The following is a 20774-nucleotide window of genomic DNA, read 5'->3' as shown; positions in this document are numbered from 1 at the left end:
CAAAAAGACAGTTTACTTATTAAAATGTAGCGTATGACCCATTCTATCTTTCTTGGTTTTCAAATAACGTACGTTATATTGATTAGGCGTAACCTCAATGGGTACATTTTCTGTAATTTGTAAGCCGTAAGCTTCGAGACCTATTCTTTTAACAGGATTGTTCGACATCAGTTTCATTTTAGTCACCCCTACCTCACGAAGAATCTGAGCACCCACACCATAATCGCGTTCATCAGCATCAAATCCTAAGTGGATATTGGCATCAACCGTGTCATAACCCTCTTCTTGCAATTTGTATGCAGCAATTTTAGCCATCAAACCAATACCTCTTCCCTCTTGATTCATGTAAACGATAACCCCTTTACCGGCTGCTTCAATCATTTCCATGGCTTTTTGCAACTGCTCGCCACATTCGCAACGGCAAGAACCAAAAATATCGCCCGTCATACAAGAAGAATGTACCCGTACCAAAACTGGTTCATCTTTCTCCCACGTACCTTTGATTAAAGCCACATGTTCCAGTCCGTTTGACTTCTGACGGAAAGGAATGAGGCGAAAATGTCCGTGATGGGTAGGCATGTCAACTTCCACACCCTTATCAACAATCGATTCCATTTGAGCACGATACGCAATAAGATCTTTAATAGAAATGATCTTGAGATCGAATTTTTTTGCGATTTCCACCAATTGAGGCAAACGCGCCATGGTGCCGTCTTCATTGATTATTTCAATCAACGCACCGGCCGGATACAGTCCTGCAAGTTTGGCTAAGTCGACAGTTGCCTCTGTGTGACCGGCACGACGAAGTACACCTCTGGAGCGCGCACGCAAAGGATTTACATGTCCGGGACGTCCTAAATCGGTTGGCTTCGTATGGGGATCTGCTAACGCGCGAATAGTTGCTGCACGGTCATGCATAGACACTCCCGTAGTACATCCTTCCAACAAGTCAACCGTGACGGTAAAGGGAGTTTCGTAAATTGATGTATTAGCGGAAACCTGCATATTTAAGTCTAACTCTTCACAACGTTCTTCGGTAATAGGTGCACAAAGTACGCCCCTACCGTGTGTAAGCATGAAGTTCACCTTTTCGGGAGTAATTTTCTCAGCAGCTATGATAAAGTCGCCTTCGTTTTCACGATCTTCATCGTCGACCACAATCACAAACTTACCCTCTTTGAAGTCGGCAATTGCCTCTTCAATCGTATTCAGTTTAATATCTTCCATACCTTATTATTTATTATTCTTTATAATGGTAGTAATTTCTTCACTTGTTTTAATAATCTTATCAATATCCTTCTGCAGACGAATTCTGAAAGCCCATATCCTGAAATAGAAGAATAGCCCTACAGGAACAAATAAACCGGCGAGTATGTTCAGCCAATAAATGTCAAACGGGCGCACGTGTGCATGCACCGGAATAAGGGGATAATTATTCAGCTGATTAAGTAAAACGATAGAGCGTGTATTAGATAACTCATCAACCAGCGCCTCCATCCGATCATTTAATTGCTCAATTTCATGATCATTCTTATTCACCATCCATAGCGTAAAATAGTTGGGTGCTTTCGTCAGCTTTTTCTTTTGAGCATAAGCCTGACAGTCGGCAGATAATTTCTCCAAATCGCCCACAATCCTTTCATAATCGGGATCAACAATGATAACTTCTTTACGGAACATGTGGCGAACGCTCCTTATTCCAGCCACTTTTTTAAACCAATCAACATAAGCATCGGCATTGAGCACCACAGAATCATTATTTGATTTATAAGTAAGAAACGCGCCTAACGGAGCCAACACGGCTGTACTGGTCCACATACCCATCCACACAACCCAGTTGCCGTCACGCGCCATTTTATAGCCCGTATTGTTAATGATGTAATAAATAATAAAGATAAGAACTGAAGCGATAACCGGCATTCCCAATCCACCTTTTCGAATAATACCTCCCAGAGGAGCACCTATAAAAAAGAAGATAAGACAAGCGAGCGACAACGTAATTTTGTTATGCCATTCCGTTTGATGCTTCCTTATATCCTGATCATTCTGCTTAATATTAAAGCTTTTAAAATTCCAGTCATTGGCCAAATTCCCTACCGTACTAGATGCCGAAGAGATGATTCGTTGTTTTTGCATCAATGTGGAGGACTGAAAAAGACTATCAACGTTGTAGCCTCGGGGATTCTCAGCCTGCATTTTTACCGTATCTTGTTTGGTTAATGATGGAGTTAACCGATAAGTTCCTATATTATTCACTTCCCGGTAATAAGATCGCCCCACACTATCGCTAATGGCAGTCATGGAGTCGACAGATGCCTGTAACTTCTTCATATCTTTACTACGTGACTGGTTACTCATGATACTGGCATCCACCATACTGAAGTCAGAGTTAAACTCAATAATAGTATGTTTTTCTCGGAAAGTTTCTCTTCTGTACGGAACATTTTCCGCGCTCATGCTTTGCGCCTTTAGATTCTCGAACATTTCACCGTGATACAGATGAAGGAAAAGATGTTTCTTATCCGCTGTCATTTCCAACTTTCCGGAATCGGCTACAATAATATGTGCATTCTCAAATCCATCGGAAAAATTATAAATCATCACATTATAGAGTACACCGGTTTCTCTGTTCTTCTTTTTAACGTAAAGATTATACCCATCAATGGCATCATAAAAAACACCTTCCGGAATATCCAATTCTGGTGATTTTTGTTTCATTGAAATAAGTAAGGTCCATAGCTTGACCTCAGCTTTGGGACCTATTACATTTTGAAAATAGAAGGAAATTCCGCATACAAAAGCGATAAAAACGATGAGCGGTCGCATGATTTTGAGCAGTGAAATGCCTGCAGCCTTCATGGCAAGCAATTCATAGCGTTCACCAAAATTGCCGAAAGTTATGAGCGAAGCCAATAAAACAGCGAGAGGTAAGGATGCCGGAACTAAGCTTACTGCCGAATAGAAGAAGAATTGCACCAACACTTCCATTTCCAGACCTTTACCCACCAGTTCGTCTACATACTTCCACAGAAACTGCATCATAAAGATGAAAAGGCAGATAAAGAAAGTGCCTAGGAAAAGCATTAGGAAGCTCCTAATAACAAAAATATCTAATCTTTTTATGCGTAGCATCTCAATATGTAATATAATTAAGACACAAAATTAGCACAAAAAAAGCACAGCAAAAAATTTTTAGGCATTAGAATCCGCACGTCCTTCTGAGCGTCTCTATCTGAGAATCCCACAATTCTTTGAAGTCGTCAACCTCATCGTGATAAGCAAAGTCAGTAATCTCTAAAACATAATCATTAGTTAGTTCATTATTTGTCATCTTTAATTCAAAATAATCACGATCATCATTGTCATCTTTCCATCGGAAACGGATATACGAAAAAGCTCTTATTGCAATTATTTCGGCTTCTCTTTTTTCTTCTTTTCCCCAATAAAAAGATACTGTTTTGTCGTTTGAAACTACTCTATCGGCAAACCATCCTTCCAGTCCGCTAGGCGTACTGATTGCCGACCAAATTATATTCCTGGAAGTTGCATTCAGAAGATACTCTAAATGTATTTTCTCCTTTTTCATAGCTATCGTATTAAATTGCGTGCGCCAAGATAAACACTTTTTTTTAAATGCGCTATGCTTTTAACTCTCTTTATCTATGTACTTCATTTTGAGATCAAAGTTTAGTCGACAAAACTACTTTTCGAGGTATCTGAGGTAGGATCACTACAAAAAGTTTAATTTTGCCGACCATAATTTTGGAGTTTTCAGAAAAAGCTCTATCTTTGCACCCGCAATCAAGAAATGATGGCGCGATAGCTCAGCCGGTTAGAGCGCATGATTCATAATCATGAGGTCCCCAGTTCAATCCTGGGTCGCGCTACTTCTTAAAGAATAAGCATTTGGGAGGCTTCCACTCTCGGGTGCTTTTTTTTATGTCCATCAGTATTCAATGTGCACAGTTGCTTTCTTTTTGAGAACAAGATTCAATTCAGCCTCTTCGTCGGTAGGCTCCCAATGCACCACACGCAAGCTATCAGCCGAGACGCGACCACCTTTGTTTCTGCCCGAACAATGAATCGTATTCATGGTTGAGTGCTCCGTCGCCCATTGCTCAACAAAGTCTAAATTCAAATACGCATCTTCAATTTGACTCTTTATAATCTTCACATTCGTATAACAGGCATCCTTTCCGGTAAACGAAGCTTTTTCGAAACGACAAGAGTCAACCAAAATTACATCTTTTCCGCTAAAACAAATATCCTTCTGAACAATTCCCTTAGCGTGTATTGACAAGCCACCCACATAGCTCAACACATCTTTCAATGCAGAATCGGCAACCAAGATCATCGTCACCTTATCGACGAAAATGTCTCTGGTATTACTCTCTGCCTGAGCCTTTCCTTTCGTAAAATCAACCTCAACAAATAGTGTATCCTTCCTGATTGTATGTTTTATGTAGCCTTCCAAATCTTTAGGATAGTAAAGCGTATTGGGTTTATGTTGAGCATCCGGTGCCACCACCTGCAAAGTGCCAAAAGCATAAACTCTATGAGGAGTGTTGGCCTGCATTAAAGCAAGAGCACGAACCCCGGCTACGGACAGCTCTTTGTATTCAGCAGACAATTCTACCGCGTATTTCTTTGTTTTGCTCCGTTGCACAACGAAAAAAATGCTCGATAACAATGCGAAGAGAGTCAGCGTCAACATGGCGATAATAATATAGGTAGTACGTTTCATTGTATGTCTTGTTTATGATTATTAGTAATATATTCGTTGTACATGGCCGACAGCTCAACGACAGAAACATTCATGCTGCAAAGCTGTTTGAAGAAATACTCCAATTCATCTTTAAGAAACATCTCTTTTCTAAGCTTTAAGATAGCCCCTTTGGCACCAACAGCCACAAAATACCCGATACCACGTTTATTATATATGACTTGTAGCGACTGCAAATAATCAAATGCCCGCATCGCTGTGTTAGCATTTACCTCCACTACCGAGGCGTACTCTCTGACAGAAGGAATTCGTTCTTCTTCGCCATACGTACCCAGAAGAATTTCATCGCAGATTCTGTCTGCTATTTGCAAATAAATTGCCTTGTAATTCTTAAAATCCATAATTACATACGGTTAATGATTTCTGATTCCTTGAAACGAAAATAAGCCAAGATCCAATTGAACAAGGCTAAAACAAAGAAGATACACGAAGCCACGTAGGCATTCTCGGCATCAAGTAAGTTGAAATTCCAATTTACATTTGTACTTCCTTGCATCAATGCTTTAACTAATAAGGTACTTATAAATAGGAACGTAAAAAACAATCCCAGTCCGGTGGCAAATGTTTTTAGAAACGCGTTCTTAGGCCAAACAGTACTTCCCAAAACGAAAAACGACTGCAAGAACAAGTACGAACAAACAGAGATCAGCACGTCCGATGCCGACTGATAAACGATTTCATTTCCGTCATTCCATAAGAAAAGAAGTCTCAAACTAGTAGGAGTTATGCCTTTAACATCGGGAAAAGATAGCGAACAAACAACTACCCGCGTGTAATCAGCCAATTCAAAAGCAACCAGATAAGCCACTACAAACACCACAGTGAACACCAACCAGCGGGCAACGTACTTTTCAAAAGAAGTAGCCGGAAGCATTAAAAACGAAAAACGTCCTGCTTTGGTCTTCATTCGCTCCATTATCAAAGATGCGCTGATGCAGCCATAGATACAGCCTGCCACCAGAAAGACTCTCAATGACCCTTCCACAACCGGATCCTTCATCAATGTTGTTGCTCTTTCATAATCGATAAATCCCATAAAGATAAAGAACACGGTAAGCGCTCCATACATTAACAACATGCGAAGTAAATTCACTTTCCAACCTTCTACCATCTCTTTGCGGCAAAGATTGATAAACCGATGTAAATCGAAAAAAGTATTCTTGCTCATCATTTATCGTTTTTTAGAAACAACTCAATCAACAGCTTGGGCTGTGACAAAGTAGCGTTAAACAAAAGTTCCAGGTTGATATCCGACTCTTCGTCTTTCAAATTGCGCAGCATCAAGCTGTGCCCCTGTACACTGGGCAAAGAATAAATAGCATTTGCCAGCAGACTTGCATCATCAGTTTCTTTAAATAGCAAACACTTCTGTATGTTCACAGTGGACTCGTTGAGCAACACCCTACTGTTGTCCATTATCAAAACATGATCTAAAATACGATCAACATCTCTTACCTGATGAGTCGATATGATAATGATCTTATCCTCGCTCATTTCCGAAGCAATAAATTTACGGAACTGGCTCTTTCCGGGTATATCGAGCCCGTTAGTAGGTTCATCCATCAGCAACACTGAAGTGTTTGAAGCCAAAGCAAAGCTCATGAACACTTTCTTCTTCTGTCCCATGGAAAGCGTTTTCAGATTGAGGTCCATATCCATCTCAAAATAATGCAGATACCTCATCATATCTTCCTTGCTGAATTTGGGATAGAAAGGACTATTCAACTCGATAAAGCTGACTAAGGAAACAGGAGGCAATTCAAACTCTTCGGGCACCAGGAAGATGTCCTGCATGGTAACAGGCAAACGTTTTCTAACATCTGTTTCTTCAAACAGCACACGTCCGCTGCGAGGCGTGAGTAATCCCGTCATCAAGTAAAGCAACGTAGATTTCCCCACGCCGTTTTTGCCAAGCAGTCCATAAACTTTTCCCCTTTCCAGATTCAAAGAAAAGTTCTGGATAACTGCCGGCTTCGAGCGCTTGTAAGCGAACGACAAATTATCAATTTCAATCATAGTTTGAGCAAATAAATAGATTCAACATATAAAACAAAGTGTATTATTGTACTAGTACACTGCAAATATATGTATCTTTCTTAAAGAAACAACTATGAAAGAAAAAAAATAATTTATTTATTTAATTCATTCTTCAGAATGTTTGTTATAACACTTGATCCTTCGAAACCTGTCTTGGAATACACTTGTTCTCCTTTCTTATTAATAATTAGGTAAGAAGGCACTCCCCGATAATTGAATTTCTTTTTTAACTCATCAAATTGAGAAGGTGTTAACCGGTAATGTTCGCCGGGAATATTAGAAATCATGTTTTGCCATGCGTTGATTGGAGAAGACTCATCGGTAAGGTAAACAAAGACCACTCCCTTTTCTTTTAATCCTTTCTTGGCTTCTTCAAATGATTTGATAGCCGAACGGCAAGGAGAACACCAGGTAGCCCAGAAATCAATCATCACAACCTTTCCTTCAAACGGTTTCATGATGTCGGCAAGTAGTTGTTCGCCTTTTGTTTGAGGAACTTCGTGAATGGTATACCCACCTTTAAGCTTGTTCTTCTCGTTGATAGCAACTATTTCTTTGCTTTTATCCGATAAATAAGTGTAGAAAAAAGGATCTTTTAGTTCGGACACAAAATTCAATTCTTCTTCGGTAAGTGGAGTAAACTCTTGAAATTTACCGGCAAACGATTGGGCCGTCATCAAGTCAAACAATATACCCTCCGAGCTACCAACTAAATCGGCCACAAAAAGTTTGATTCTTTCATTTAGCGCTTGCATCATCTTGAAAAGTTCCAGCTGATCTTTGTATTTATTATAGAAGGGTTGCAGGTTGGCAACTGCAGATTGAGGCAACGTATCGTTCTGAGCAAGCCCCTGATTGAATATCACTTGTGAGACTAATTTATCTAGGTAATCATTGGTATATCTTTTGGAGATAGCAAATGCTGCCTGAAAATTCACTCGTTCTTCAATGACATCTTTGATTTTAGACTCAGGAGAAAGACATAAACCCATTGCTTTTTGGGCAGCCACACTATCTTCCTTTGTTAGAGACAAAGAATCAATCAACAACTGTACAACATTGGCTTCGTACAATTTGCGAGAAGCAACCAATTCTTTGCTCCAGTTCTCCATGCAATTTTTTTTCAGAAACTGAGCGATAACAAGTTCCTCGGCAGTGAGCTGTCCCGAATCAATCAGCTTTTGATACGCTTCTGCAGGAGGATCACTCAAAGTCACCGGCTTGCTATGGTGCACGGCGTATTTGCAAGAATTAATGTTGTTATAATACATATTATCATAAAGCGATAAAGCGTTATTCACCCCCATCTCTTTGACTAAAGAATAATACTCTTTATTAATAATAGGCGCCTTATAACCGGTTAACGGTGCATCCCAATTCAATTTGTTCGCTGTACGATATGCATTTTCAAGATAGTAATCTGCAGACAGAAGATAATAGCACGCCATTCCCCGCAACCTAATACCAGCAAACTGCTGTACCTTTTGCGATAGTCCCAATGAAGCCAAAGAACTGATTCCTTTGTCTAGTTCACCTAATATATAAGCCTTGTATTGTAAAGCTGTCATGCCTGCCACTTCATTAGTTAGCTTATTCTGAGTAAAAACGCCTTCCATGCATTTAGTAACTTCAGGAAGGAGCATTTGATTGTTAATTTCCGCATTCGCTCCCTCGAAGAAGATAAACTGTTCGTCCGGACGTTTTATGGCGCTATTAACGGTTTTCTGACTACTCATTTGCTGCATATCAACATAGATCGATGTTTCCTTACCGGGAGACAACAACATGTAATCGTTAAAGAACTGAGTCCTAAACAGAACAGATTGAAAAGTAGTAACCAACGGAATCTCTAATTCAAAAGTCCCATCATCCTTTATTTTGGTATTATATTCTTCCTGAGTTCCTATTACCGGGTTATTGACATACACATCTATACCTCTATTCATGTCTGTTCTGAAAGCCAAAAACTTCCCTTTCAGCAGTGCCTTGCCCGATTTAAATGCCGGAATCTCCAGCGATTTTCCGTCGTCTTTCACCTTTGCCTGTTTGCGGATATGCGCCGGCACATCCTGACGATCGGTGAGGTTCTTAGACTGTAATTCAACGCCCCATATTTTAAAGCAGTCTTCACAGTCACTCTCTATAAAATCAAGGCGTTCAGTCTTGGGGTCTATTGAAGGAAACGTCAAAACGAAATAGGTTTTATTCGTTTGATCAGAAAAAACTTCTTTATCCAGTTCAATGCCTTCGGATGAGAGCACAATGAATTTGCTGTCGCCAACCCGAATGTAAGTTTCTGAACTGATACGCATCCAGTGTCGGGGACTGTGCATCATCATCATGTGAAGTTTTGTTGACTGTGGAGTGATTTCAACTTTTTCAATAATCACATTGTTATGAGAAGCAACGCTAAACGAAGGATTCTCTACCACTTTTTCCTGAGATTTTACTCCAATTGAAGTAAAGACAATACAAATAAATAAAATAAGGTTTTTCATGGAACATTAGGAGTTTGGTATATAATACGAACATGTTAGGCATTCATACAAGCAACTAATAACAGAAGCCAATACACGTTTTTAAAGACTGATTTTTGTGTCATAATATAGTTTTATAAAATTAATGCAATATCTATTTAATAATAACTACAGGGAAACGTTCATCAGTATCTGACTTTTCCCAAATCAACTTATCATTAAAGAATATCTTCATGAGTAGGCAAGAAGCATTTCCATACAAGACATCACCTTTCTGCACATCATTCTTATGTATGTAAATCTGATAATGCGCTTTCAGCACATTCCGATCCTTCTTTCCCAAATTGAGATAAGTATGAGTAACGCACTCAACAATTTCATCGGTAGGTATGTTTACTGCATTATTTGGAAGCTCCAATAAAAGTGATAAAGCAGTTTCACCCTGAGCCTCTTCAACAGAGAATGCATCCCTCGGTTTTGAAATATAGTTTCTAAAAGAAGGATGTTCATATTCTATGGAAATATTGCTCTCTTCTACAAAATTAGGCGTAGAAGAATCCAATAAATTATTACCATCTTTATCTTTTAAGATAAGCTGTAAATGATTTCCATTGTTATACGAACCGAAGAAAGCCGAATAATTTTCGGTTTCAGTGTCTTTATCGCAAGCACTAAATAATAGTAAGAAAGCTGCTGCTATTGTAGATATATATTTTTTCATATTTAAATATTTATAGTGAAACGCATGAAAGGGTCTTATTGAGATTTCAAATTTACATTAGTAAAACAATGTTTCTATAATTCTGTAGAGGATCACTAAATAGAGTATAGCACTTTTCTAGAAATGCAAATAACAAACAGATTACCGACGAACGTGTATTTCCCATTATATTCAAATTATTTTTCCGTAAATCTAGGTATTAATATCAGTAAAAGCCATTTTTATTTGTTTCAAAAATATGTTATCATGTTACATCTTTCTGTCAAAAACTCATCAAAATGCCGTAACACCACACGTTTCCATTCATGCGATGCATATTCGTATTCCATCAGAGCAACGGTTGTTGTATGTCAACAACCCACACAGACTAACACGTTTCAATAAACAAACTAAGTAATTTCTTCTTTATAAACAGTTCGTCCCCGCTACCTGTGACGAATGGCACTGCATGCGGGGACATGAGGCACAGCATGCGGGGACGAATGGCACCCATATTGGTGACGAACTATTTCCCCTTAAGAAATGACTTAGCATCAGGTAATGAACAGCTAAGGTATCGCACCATTTATAGTTAAATAGTAGTTAACGAGAGGAGATAGACTAGTATATAAAACATTTCTTTCCTACATTTGTTATTTCCATTAGAAACTATTTATATCTTAAAATAAAGGAGTAGAATGAAGATTGTAATTATTGGAGGCGTAGCCGGTGGAGCAACCACGGCAGCACGCATCCGCAGAGTAGACGAAACAGCAGAAATTGTTTTGCTGGAAAGGGGTAAGTACATTTCTTATGCGAACTGTGGGTTACCTTATTATATTGGGAACACAATTAAAGAGCGCGAAAAACTTTTCGTGCAAACTCCCGAGGCGTTTTCAAAGCGCTTCATGGTGGATGTAAGAACGGAAAACGAAGTAGTGGCTATCGACAAAGAGCAAAAGCAGGTGATCATCAAAAGAAAAGATGGCAGCCAGTACAACGAAACGTATGACCGACTGGTCATTTCTACCGGTGCTGCCCCTGTGCGTCCACCCTTACAAGGTATCGACTCGGAAGGTATTTTCACTTTGCGCAACGTAAACGATACCGATAAGATCAAAGCTTTCATTGATTCGCACGAAGTGAAACGCGCCGTTGTTGTGGGCGCCGGGTTTATCGGTTTGGAAATGGCCGAGAACTTGCATGCTTTGGGTGCATCGGTTTCTATCGTCGAAATGGCCAATCAGGTAATGGCGCCTATTGATTTTTCAATGGCGGCATTGGTGCACCAGCACTTGATGGAGAAAAAAGTAAATCTTTACCTCGAAAAAGCTGTAGCATCGTTTCGCAAAACAGCCAAAGGCATCGAGGTCGTTTTTGCCGACGGACAAGTTATTGAGGCCGATGTGGTGATTCTTTCCATTGGTGTTCGGCCGGAAACGTCTTTGGCGCAGGCTGCCGGACTCACCATCGGTAAAGCCGGAGGTATCTATGTAAACGAGTTCCTGCAAACATCCGACGAGCATATATATGCCATCGGTGATGTAATTGAGTTCCCCCACCCCATAACCGGAAAGCCTTGGCTCAACTACCTGGCCGGACCGGCTAACCGACAAGGGCGCATCGTGGCCGAAAACTTGTTGTATGGTAACCAAAAGGTTTACGAAGGTTCTATCGGAACATCCATAGCCAAAGTGTTTGACATGACGGTGGCTTCAACCGGCTTGCCGGCAAAGAAACTAAAGCAAGAGGGCATTGTTTTTCTCTCATCCACCACGCATCCGTCTTCTCACGCGGGGTACTACCCCAACGCCTTGCCCATGAGCATTAAGATCACCTTCGATCCGCAAACGGGCCGATTGTATGGCGCACAGATTGTGGGATATGACGGAGTCGACAAACGCATTGACGAAATGGCGCTCGTGATCAAGAAGAATGGCACTGTTTATGATTTGACGGAAGTAGAACAGGCGTATGCACCACCTTTCTCTTCGGCAAAAGACCCCGTGGCGCTGGCCGGCTATGTGGCTGAGAATATATTAAAAGACAAAGTGAAACCGGCTTATTGGCGTGATGTGCAGAACGCAGATCCAAATACTTCTTTCTTGCTCGACGTCAGAACAGTCGATGAGTATTCGCTCGGTTCCATTCCGGGGGCGGTGAACATTCCGCTCGATGAGCTTCGTGAACACCTCAGTGAAGTACCGACAGATAAAACGGTGTACATTTTTTGTGCCGTGGGTCTACGCGGATATTTGGCGTATCGCATTCTGGCACAACACGGTTTCACTAACATTCGCAATGTGTCGGGCGGATACAAAACATATCTCGCAGCCACTTCACCGGTCACGTTGCAGAAGCAAACAATAAAAGAGGTGAATGATGACGGTTCGGCAAGAGCCGCCTTTAAAGTGGTGCAGGTCGATGCGTGCGGATTGCAGTGTCCCGGTCCTATTTTAAAGATGAAGAAGGTGGTCGACAAGCTGACTCCGGGCGAACAAGTGGAGATTATTGCCACTGATCCGGGCTTTTTACGCGATGCCGCAGCTTGGTGTAACTCAACGGGCAACCGACTGGTTTCTCAGGAGTCAAGCGGTGGCAAATCGGTCACAGTCATTCAAAAGGAAGAAGCCAAAGCGTGCAAGCTGGTTAGCTCGCAAGACAGCAAAGGGAAAACTTTTATCATGTTCAGTGATGATCTTGACAAAGCTTTAGCTACCTTTGTATTAGCAAACGGCGCTGCGGCTACCGGACAAAAAGTGACCATATTCTTCACTTTCTGGGGCTTGAACGTGATTAAAAAGCTTCATAAACCTCAGGTTGAGAAAGATATATTTGGCAAAATGTTCGGCATGATGCTACCGGGAAGTTCCATGAGTTTGAAGCTTTCAAAGATGAGTATGGGTGGCATAGGCGGCCGAATGATGCGTTACATTATGCATCGCAAAGGCATTGACTCGCTGGAATCTCTTCGCGATCAGGCATTGGAAAACGGAGTGGAGTTCATCGCCTGCCAAATGTCTATGGACGTGATGGGAGTTAAACGCGAGGAATTGCTCGACGAGGTGACGGTAGGTGGCGTTGCGACTTACATGGAACGTGCCGATAATGCCAACATTAATTTATTCATTTAAAACAAGAGAAAGATGAAATCAATATGCACCATGCGAGACATATACAAAGCCATCTCCACTTTCGAGGAGGAGTTTGAAGGCGTATATGGCATTTCGCTCAATGAGGCAATGGTTCTTTGCACCCTTCACGATGCAGGGAAACCTTTAAGTTCAACAGAAATAGCGGAACGTACCCAGATGAAAACATCACATACATCGAAAGTTATCCGCACTGTAGAAGAAAAAGGTCTGATTGAACGGGCATTGGGTGAGGTTGATAAAAGACAGATGTTTTTCTCACTCACTGCAGCAGGCGGCAAGCGTTTAGAGGAGTTACAGTGCGACAAGGTGGTTATTCCCGAATTGCTCAAGCCTTTATTCGTTTCATAAACTCATCTGCGGTTGAATGTTATAAAAGTAATTCCCGGTTTGCCATTGCAAGCGCGGGAATTACTCTTATATATAAGGACACTATTCAACGGGAGCCGGTTGCATCAATGCCCTGTAAAGCGTTTCTTGTATATGCTCGCGAATCTCTAGATTGGAGAGTTTATTGACCCACGCATCGGGATAGGTGCGGTTGCTAAGGAATACATACACCAATCCGTTGTCGGGATCAGTCCACGCACACGTGCCCGTAAAGCCGGTATGACCGTAAACGGAAGCAGGTGCCGACGGGGCACATGGACTGCTGCCCACATCTTCCGCATCGGGTTTATCAAAACCGAGTCCGCGACGACTGATCTTGGATGTCTCGGTGGTAAATAGCTGACAGGTTTCTTTGCTCAAGTAACGCTGCCCTTCGTATTCGCCTCCGTTAAGCAGCATCTGGTATACTTGCGATACTTCATAGGCGGTAGAAAAGAGTCCGGCATTACCCGAAATACCACCTAAGAAAGCAGCCGATTCGTCGTGCACAAATCCTTGCAACGTTTCTTTTCTCAGGAAACGATCAACGGATGAAGGAACGATGTTTTCCTTTCGGAAATACCGAAGTGGCAAATAGGCTGTGCGAGACAAATTCATGGGGCGATAAAATTCGTGCGTCAGGAACTCATCCATCGGCACGCCTGCTAACTGTTCAACAAGCTGTTGCAACAAAATAAAGTTCAGACAACTGTACACGTATTTCTTTCCTTTCAGTGGCGCATCGGCAATTTTCTTAAGCATCACATCGCGGAACGATTTATGCAACCACAAACTGTCGGCCACATGAAGGGTATAGTCACCTCCGCCAACCGCTGAGGTTAATCCTTCTTTGAACCGGAAACCGGGTTGTGCAAAAGTCTTCGGTCCTATCTGCACCGTATGCAGCGCATCTTTTGATCCTTTAAAGAGGCTCCCTTTGTAGCTCTTCTTATCAATGGCATCCTGATAAAACACCAAGCCCGACGGCAGTCCCGATTGATGCAACAGCAACTCGCGGATAGTGATTTTAGCTTTATTCGTTCCTTTAAGGAAAGGCAGATAATCACCTATCGGATCAGAGAGATTAAAACGTCCGTTATCATATAATTTCATCACCGCCAATAAAGTTCCGGTTGTCTTCGACAAGGAGGCAAGGTCATATATATCATTGGTACTTACAGCCTTTTCATCTTCATAGGTAAAGGTGCCGAAACTCTTATTATACATGGTTCTGCCATTTTTAAGAACCACAATCTCACAACCCGGATAGGCTCCGGCGTGAATGCCCCGCATAGCAATGGTGTCTATGCTTTGAAGAACTTCGGAACGCATGCCATACTCTTCGGGCACAAAGTGATAAGGGGTGGATGTTGTAACCGTCAATCCTGCGCCTGCACGGAACAATCCGCCTATCCCGGCAGAGAGTCGTCCGTTGGCCGCTGCCTTGCCAAACAATAAAGCAGCGATCTGTTCTTGCACCTCATCACTATCTGTATGCCCCAACACAACGGAAGAGGCATTGGAGATAGCCCGATGTATTTGCAACATCAGTTTGGCCGGAGTAAAGAAAGCGTAAACCACCGGAACCTGAGGGGTGAATTTAGCAAAGAATGACTGATAGGGCGCCAAACGGATTTCGTTAACCGGAACAATGATACGACGATAGGCAGAAAGTGAATCGCGTAACTTCTGCTGCAAGGAATCGGGCATTTGTTTTCCCAGCTCAAAAGTATGAACCTCTACGTACTTTTTTAATTCATTCGTAAAAGCTTCCAGCTCTTTGGCCTTACCAACAGTCAGCACGGCTACTTTTTTCACATCAGGGTGAATGGGAAGAACACCTTTTTCATTATTTAAAACCGTAACAGCTGCTAGGTTGAGCCGGCGTATCAAATCACGCGTATGCGGCGTATTAATACGTCTTTCAAGTCCCGAAAGACGAACAACCGGTTTACGGTTCAGCCCCATAGCATATTTAAAAAGAAGTACTTTGCGACAACGTTCGTCAATTTCCTCCTCACTGAACTCACCCTTTTTAACCGCTTCGACAACATAATCAATTTCTTTCTTCACATCACGCGGTGCCAATACCACATCATTGCCGGCTTTCAACGCTTGCAAACAGACTTTCTGAGCAGACGAAACACCTTTCATGGCTAAAGCATCAGTAAAAATGAGTCCTTTGAAAGCCATTTTCTCGGTGAGAAGTGTGTAAACTACGTTGCGGGAAAGCGAAGAAGGCAGTTTACCGACCGGCTCAAAGACGGGTACTTGCAGATGACCTACCATGACACCGCCCAAGCCGGCATGAATCAATTTTCTAAAAGGATAAAGCTCTACGCTGTCTAATCGTTCGCGCGTAAATGGAAGTACCGGCAATGCTTTGTGCGAGTCAACATCCGTATCACCGTGACCGGGAAAGTGCTTAGCAACAGAAAGCACCCGTCCGCTTTCCAATCCGGAGGCATAAGCAATGACTTTATCGGCTACCAACAACGGATTCTCACCGAAGGAACGCACATTGATAACCGGATTTTGGGGATTGATATTGACATCGGCAACCGGAGCAAAGTTAACCTGCACACCCAGTTCCCTACATTGGCGTGCCATCTCCTGTCCGTATTCATAAATCAAACGATCATCTTGAATACAACCTAGTACCATGTTTTTCGGAAAAACAGGCGTGCCGCGCAAACGCATGGATAACCCCCACTCTCCATCAAAGGTGATCATCAGCGGAACATCAGCCATTTTTTGTGCCTGATTCGTTAATAAAGCCTGATTATCGAGTTTTCCGCCCGAGAAAAGCAATCCTCCCACTTTGTGGGTATGTACTACATTCTTCAGTAAAGCCAAGTTGCGTTTACTACGATCGGGCGCAATGGTATAGATAAACAGCTGACCTATTTTCTCTCTCAGGTTCATTTGTTTCATTTGTGACTCCACCCAGCGGTTGCAAGCCTCATCACGACTAATTTTATAGGTAAAAAGAGGTTCTACCTGAGCCCTTGCTTGTAACCCCATGCCACACATCAACCAACCTGTAAGCAGGTAAACCAGTTGTTTCTTCATCACGCTCAAAACTTATATCCGATCCATTTATTTTTTAAATTTCAAATCCATTCTCCCTACGTAAGCTCCGTTCTTCCACATCTGAGAAACGGGAACATCCTTGCCTACTGCATTCTTGTAAATCACAGGTTCTTTAAGGAAGGTATGAGAGTGACCTCCCAGAATTACATCTATATTGGATGTTTCTTTTGCAAGCCTTACGTCACACGAAGTATCTTCCTTGGAAGAAGGAGTATATCCTAGGTGCGACAAACAAATAACGGCATCGCACTTTTCCTGATTCTTCAAGTAAGCCGCCACTTTATCGGCAGCGCGAATCGGGTCGTTATAAATAATACCCTCACATTTATTGGCCTGTACCAGTCCTTCCAACTTAGGCCCTAGCCCAAAGACCCCAATCTTCAGTCCATTGCGATTCAGTATAACGTACGGCTTAACCAATCCTTCAAGCACGGTTCCTTTCACGTCATAATTAGCACAAACAATGGGGAATTTAGCCATTTTGAACAAACGAGCCATATTATCCAGGCCGAAATCGAACTCGTGATTGCCAATAGTTCCTACATCATAACCCATCGTATTCATGAGCCTAATCTCCACTTCCCCTTTAAACAAATTGTAATAAGGAGTTCCCTGTGAGAAGTCGCCACAATCAAATAACAACAAATTCGGAATTTGCTGACGCACCTCGTTTATATAAGTAGCCCTCCTTACATAACCGCCTTTATCTGCTAAGTCTTTATCAGGAGAATTGATTTCTACCGGTTCAATGCGACTATGCGTGTCATTTGTATGCAGAATAGTTATGGTTTTGACCGACTGTGCAACGACCGGCGATAAAAAAGCCGGCTGGCCCAAAGCACATAGCAATAAAACAAAGAGTGTATAACTATTTATTCTTTTCATCTTTTTATTTTTTCGTTATTGATCCTATTAAATACAGTTCTCACTTCACAACAATGCGCCCCTCTATCGAAGAGGTTATCTCCTTGCCCGCCGCTGTTTGCTGTTTTACGTATTCCAGAAAGATGTCACGCATGGTTGCACCCTCCGGACAGATTTTCTTTTGTCCTTTCAGGAAAGCGACCATTTTGTCGTTTCCTTCGGCCAGATAGTCAAGTGTAGCAACTTCATATGTTTTATCCGGATCAATCGATTTCCCATCAACAAAAGCACTTAACAATTTCCCGTCTTTGGTTATTTCCAGTCTGGCATTGCTGACTCCTTCCCCCCGCGCCAAGGCTATATTTTCCATTAAACTTTGCAGGTCACTGCCCTTCAGGGTAACAATGCAAAGAGAGTTTTCAAAAGGTAGTATCTGATACACATCGCTAAAGGTAATATTTCCTTTGCTAAGTGAACTACGCAAGCCTCCCACATTAGTTACCGCCATGTCGGCCGGTTTGCCGATATAGTTGGAAGCTGCCTGACGCAGCACATCGGCCACAAGATTGGATAACAGACTTTCGGGTCTGTCGGCCTTCATGTCCATGGCACTCTTGCCGATAACCGGAGTCATAATACTATCTATTTGTGCTTTATAAGGTGCCAACACACTTATCGCCTCTTCATTGGGGTTACGGTCCCACTTCGATGAGATTTCCGTTTTACTGCCTTCAACTGCTACCAAACGATACGCCGATTTACATCCCGAAAAGAGCAATACGGCAGCCAGCATGGTAGCAGAAAGACCATTTACAAAATACTTCTTATTCATAATCCTCATTTATATTGCTACAAATATAATATTTATGAACTTAAATCATTTGGTCATATCATAAAAAATTCGTTCCTTTGCACCGCTTTCGCGCAATCGCTGTCACAGAAGAGTTACTTGATATGTTGCGTTGTATCGATGAAACAATTTAATAATAACAACAATGGATTTAATTAAAATTGCAGAAGAAGCATTTGCTACCGGCAAACAACACCCAAGCTTTAAAGCTGGTGATACTGTAACAGTAGCATATCGTATCACTGAAGGTAACAAAGAACGTGTACAGTTGTACCGTGGTGTTGTTATCAAGATTTCAGGCCATGGAGAAAAGAAACGTTTTACAGTTCGTAAAATGTCTGGAACAGTTGGAGTAGAAAGAATTTTCCCAATCGAATCACCTGCTATTGATAGCATCGAAGTGAACAAAGTGGGTAAAGTACGTCGTGCTAAACTGTACTACCTTCGCGCTCTTACTGGTAAGAAAGCTAGAATCAAAGAAAAAAGAGTTATCAAGTAAATTTCGATTTAACGACCTCTTATTCGAGATAAAAAAAGGAAATGCAAATGCATTTCCTTTTTTTATTTGATTTATTTAATTTCTTTCAACTCCCAAGCCAAAGCGCTAGCGCCAAGAACCGCCGCATCCGAATCTTTTAATTCAGAAACAAGTAGTTTGGTTTTTCCTTTGAAAATAGTCAGAACATTTGCATCCAAAGCTTTTTGAATAGGATTCATAATGTAATCACCCGATTTAGCCAGACCTCCAAAGAGCACAATAGCTTCCGGACTGGAGAATGCCACAAAGTCAGCCAAAGCTTCTCCCAACAAAGTTCCCGTGAAATTAAAGATTTCCTGCGCCAACATATCTCCTTGCACAGCCGCATCATATACGTCTTTTGAAGTGATACTTTCTGCAGGAATATTACGAAGCAAACTTGAGTCTGTACGCGCAGCCAATAATTCTCGGGCCGTACGTGCAACACCTGTTGCCGAACAATAAGCCTCTAAACATCCGTGACGACCGCAACCGCAGACACGACCATTATCACGACGCATAATAACGTGTCCCAATTCACCCGCAAAACCATCATGACCATAAACAACCTGTCCATTAATAACGATTCCGCTACCCACACCGGTTCCTAAAGTAATCATGATAAAATCTTTCATACCACGTGCAGCCCCGTAGGTCATCTCTCCCACAGCTGCGGCATTCGCATCATTGGTCAATGCAGTAGGAATACCCAGCTTTTCTTCAAACATAGCAGCCAAAGGAATAATTCCTTTCCACGGAAGATTGGGCGCAAACTCAATGGTTCCGCTATAATAATTGCCGTTCGGTGCTCCAATACCAATACCTTTGATTTTTTCGATACCTCCTTGCGCAATAATAAGTGGGAGCAGGTTTTTGCATACTTCGTCCACATATTCGGTAGCCGTAGCATACGTTTGTGTCTTCACTGCTCCGCTCGAAAGAATTGTTCCTCGTGTATCAACAATGCCGAAAACAGTGTTCGTTCCGCCAATGTCAATTCCTACTACGTAGGGCTTTTCCATTCCTAAATTCATGATAATATATTAAAAGGGTTAGTTAATTAAACGTTTATAGCACACAAATTACGCAAAGAAGATTGAGTTCACAAAATCTTTTTTTAAAAAAGTTTGTGTACTCTGCAACTTTTAGCCAATAGCTTGCGTCTAATAGATTAATAATACGAGAAACAAAAATTTAAAAGCTACACAAGTGATACATTTAAAAGACATTAACAAGACCTATTACAACGGGGCGCCGCTGCATGTGCTCAAGGGTATCAATCTAGATATCAATAAAGGTGAGTTCGTATCCATCATGGGTGCTTCCGGATCGGGAAAATCAACCATGCTTAACATCCTTGGTATTCTGGATAATTACGATACAGGGGAGTATTTCTTAAACGATGTGCTTATTAAAAACCTGAGTGAAACCAAAGCAGCCGAGTACAGAAACCGTATGATTGGATTTATATTTCAATCATTCAACCTGATTTCATTCAAGAACGCTATGGAGAATGTAGCTCTGCCTCTCTTCTATCAAGGAATAAGTCGAAGAAAAAGAAATGTGTTAGCAATGGAATATCTGGATCGTCTGGGATTGAAAGATTGGGCTCACCACATGCCCAATGAAATGAGTGGAGGTCAGAAACAACGCGTTGCCATTGCAAGAGCACTGATTTCTCAACCTCAAATTATTCTGGCCGATGAACCTACCGGCGCACTCGACAGTAAAACATCTGTTGAAGTAATGAATATCCTTAAACAACTGAACGAGGATGGAATGACTATTGTTGTGGTGACTCACGAAAGTGGAGTTGCCAACCAAACAAACAAGATCATACGCCTCAAAGACGGTATCATTGAGCGAATAGAAGAAAATCATAATCATGATGCATCTCCGTTCGGACAAAACGGCTTCATGAAATAAACACAA

Annotated in this window: 17 protein-coding genes and 1 tRNA gene; 5 read left to right on the top strand and 13 right to left on the bottom strand. The window is 41.7% G+C overall.

Features of this window, described 5'->3' with window-relative positions; translation table 11 throughout:
- Positions 1-12 precede the first annotated feature (12 nt).
- From C511_RS0102545 to C511_RS0102535, 3 genes are all read right to left on the bottom strand, one after another.
- On the bottom strand, positions 13-1227 hold the full coding sequence (locus tag C511_RS0102545) for a bifunctional 3,4-dihydroxy-2-butanone-4-phosphate synthase/GTP cyclohydrolase II (protein ID WP_024995244.1): 1215 nt from the start codon (positions 1225-1227) through the stop codon (positions 13-15).
- A 6-nt stretch (positions 1228-1233) separates the two neighbouring features.
- Positions 1234-3132, bottom strand: a complete 1899-nt coding sequence (locus tag C511_RS0102540; RefSeq protein WP_024995245.1) for an LptF/LptG family permease — start codon at positions 3130-3132, stop codon at positions 1234-1236.
- A gap of 67 nt (positions 3133-3199) precedes the next feature.
- A complete protein-coding gene (locus tag C511_RS0102535) occupies positions 3200-3586 on the bottom strand; it encodes an START-like domain-containing protein (RefSeq protein ID WP_024995246.1) in 387 nt (128 codons plus the stop codon).
- 227 nt (positions 3587-3813) lie between these two features.
- On the opposite strand from C511_RS0102535, the gene C511_RS0102530 reads away from it, so the two are divergent.
- Positions 3814-3887: transfer RNA gene (locus tag C511_RS0102530), tRNA-Met, on the top strand.
- Between the two features lie 59 nt (positions 3888-3946).
- On the opposite strand, the gene C511_RS0102525 is transcribed toward C511_RS0102530, so the two are convergent.
- The 6 genes from C511_RS0102525 to C511_RS0102500 all read right to left on the bottom strand — a co-directional run bounded on the left by C511_RS0102525 (position 3947) and on the right by C511_RS0102500 (position 10018).
- Positions 3947-4744: a hypothetical protein gene (locus C511_RS0102525; protein WP_024995247.1), complete on the bottom strand. Its 798-nt coding sequence runs from the start codon at positions 4742-4744 to the stop codon at positions 3947-3949.
- Entirely contained in the window at positions 4741-5124 is a 384-nt protein-coding gene (locus tag C511_RS0102520; RefSeq protein ID WP_024995248.1) for a GntR family transcriptional regulator, read from the bottom strand. Before C511_RS0102520 ends, C511_RS0102525 begins: the two co-directional genes overlap by 4 nt.
- A gap of 2 nt (positions 5125-5126) precedes the next feature.
- Positions 5127-5951: a hypothetical protein gene (locus C511_RS0102515; protein WP_024995249.1), complete on the bottom strand. Its 825-nt coding sequence runs from the start codon at positions 5949-5951 to the stop codon at positions 5127-5129.
- On the bottom strand, positions 5951-6799 hold the full coding sequence (locus C511_RS0102510) for an ABC transporter ATP-binding protein (RefSeq protein ID WP_024995250.1): 849 nt from the start codon (positions 6797-6799) through the stop codon (positions 5951-5953). Before C511_RS0102510 ends, C511_RS0102515 begins: the two co-directional genes overlap by 1 nt.
- 113 nt (positions 6800-6912) lie before the next feature.
- Entirely contained in the window at positions 6913-9318 is a 2406-nt protein-coding gene (locus C511_RS0102505; RefSeq protein ID WP_027317732.1) for a TlpA family protein disulfide reductase, read from the bottom strand.
- Between the two features lie 133 nt (positions 9319-9451).
- On the bottom strand, positions 9452-10018 hold the full coding sequence (locus C511_RS0102500) for a hypothetical protein (RefSeq protein WP_024995253.1): 567 nt from the start codon (positions 10016-10018) through the stop codon (positions 9452-9454).
- A 677-nt stretch (positions 10019-10695) separates the two neighbouring features.
- Here C511_RS0102500 and C511_RS0102495 point away from each other — a divergent pair.
- Positions 10696-13131, top strand: coding sequence for an FAD-dependent oxidoreductase (locus tag C511_RS0102495; protein ID WP_024995254.1), 2436 nt, complete (start codon positions 10696-10698; stop codon positions 13129-13131).
- A 12-nt stretch (positions 13132-13143) separates the two neighbouring features.
- Positions 13144-13500 (top strand): winged helix DNA-binding protein, encoded by a 357-nt coding sequence (locus C511_RS0102490; protein ID WP_024995255.1) that lies wholly within the window; start codon positions 13144-13146, stop codon positions 13498-13500.
- A gap of 81 nt (positions 13501-13581) precedes the next feature.
- On the opposite strand, the gene C511_RS0102485 is transcribed toward C511_RS0102490, so the two are convergent.
- From C511_RS0102485 to C511_RS0102475, 3 genes are all read right to left on the bottom strand, one after another.
- The gene (locus C511_RS0102485) at positions 13582-16551 is read right to left on the bottom strand and encodes a glycoside hydrolase family 3 N-terminal domain-containing protein (protein ID WP_244877220.1); all 2970 of its coding nucleotides are present in this window, start codon (positions 16549-16551) and stop codon (positions 13582-13584) included.
- A 66-nt stretch (positions 16552-16617) separates the two neighbouring features.
- On the bottom strand, positions 16618-17496 hold the full coding sequence (locus C511_RS0102480) for a bifunctional metallophosphatase/5'-nucleotidase (RefSeq protein WP_024995256.1): 879 nt from the start codon (positions 17494-17496) through the stop codon (positions 16618-16620).
- Between the two features lie 40 nt (positions 17497-17536).
- On the bottom strand, positions 17537-18307 hold the full coding sequence (locus C511_RS0102475) for a 5'-nucleotidase C-terminal domain-containing protein (protein ID WP_024995257.1): 771 nt from the start codon (positions 18305-18307) through the stop codon (positions 17537-17539).
- A gap of 163 nt (positions 18308-18470) precedes the next feature.
- On the opposite strand from C511_RS0102475, the gene rplS reads away from it, so the two are divergent.
- Complete coding sequence (gene rplS / locus C511_RS0102470) at positions 18471-18824, top strand: 50S ribosomal protein L19 (RefSeq protein ID WP_024995258.1); 354 nt, start codon at positions 18471-18473, stop codon at positions 18822-18824.
- A gap of 71 nt (positions 18825-18895) precedes the next feature.
- Here rplS and C511_RS0102465 read toward each other — a convergent pair whose 3' ends face one another.
- Positions 18896-19876 (bottom strand): ROK family protein, encoded by a 981-nt coding sequence (locus C511_RS0102465; RefSeq protein ID WP_024995259.1) that lies wholly within the window; start codon positions 19874-19876, stop codon positions 18896-18898.
- Between the two features lie 175 nt (positions 19877-20051).
- Between C511_RS0102465 and C511_RS0102460 the strand changes: the two genes are divergently transcribed.
- The gene (locus tag C511_RS0102460) at positions 20052-20768 is read left to right on the top strand and encodes an ABC transporter ATP-binding protein (protein ID WP_024995260.1); all 717 of its coding nucleotides are present in this window, start codon (positions 20052-20054) and stop codon (positions 20766-20768) included.
- Positions 20769-20774: the final 6 nt, after the last annotated feature.

It is taken from the genome of Bacteroides graminisolvens DSM 19988 = JCM 15093 (genome assembly GCF_000428125.1).
Lineage (GTDB): Bacteria > Bacteroidota > Bacteroidia > Bacteroidales > Bacteroidaceae > Bacteroides > Bacteroides graminisolvens.
This window is presented reverse-complemented; position numbering and strand designations above follow the sequence as displayed.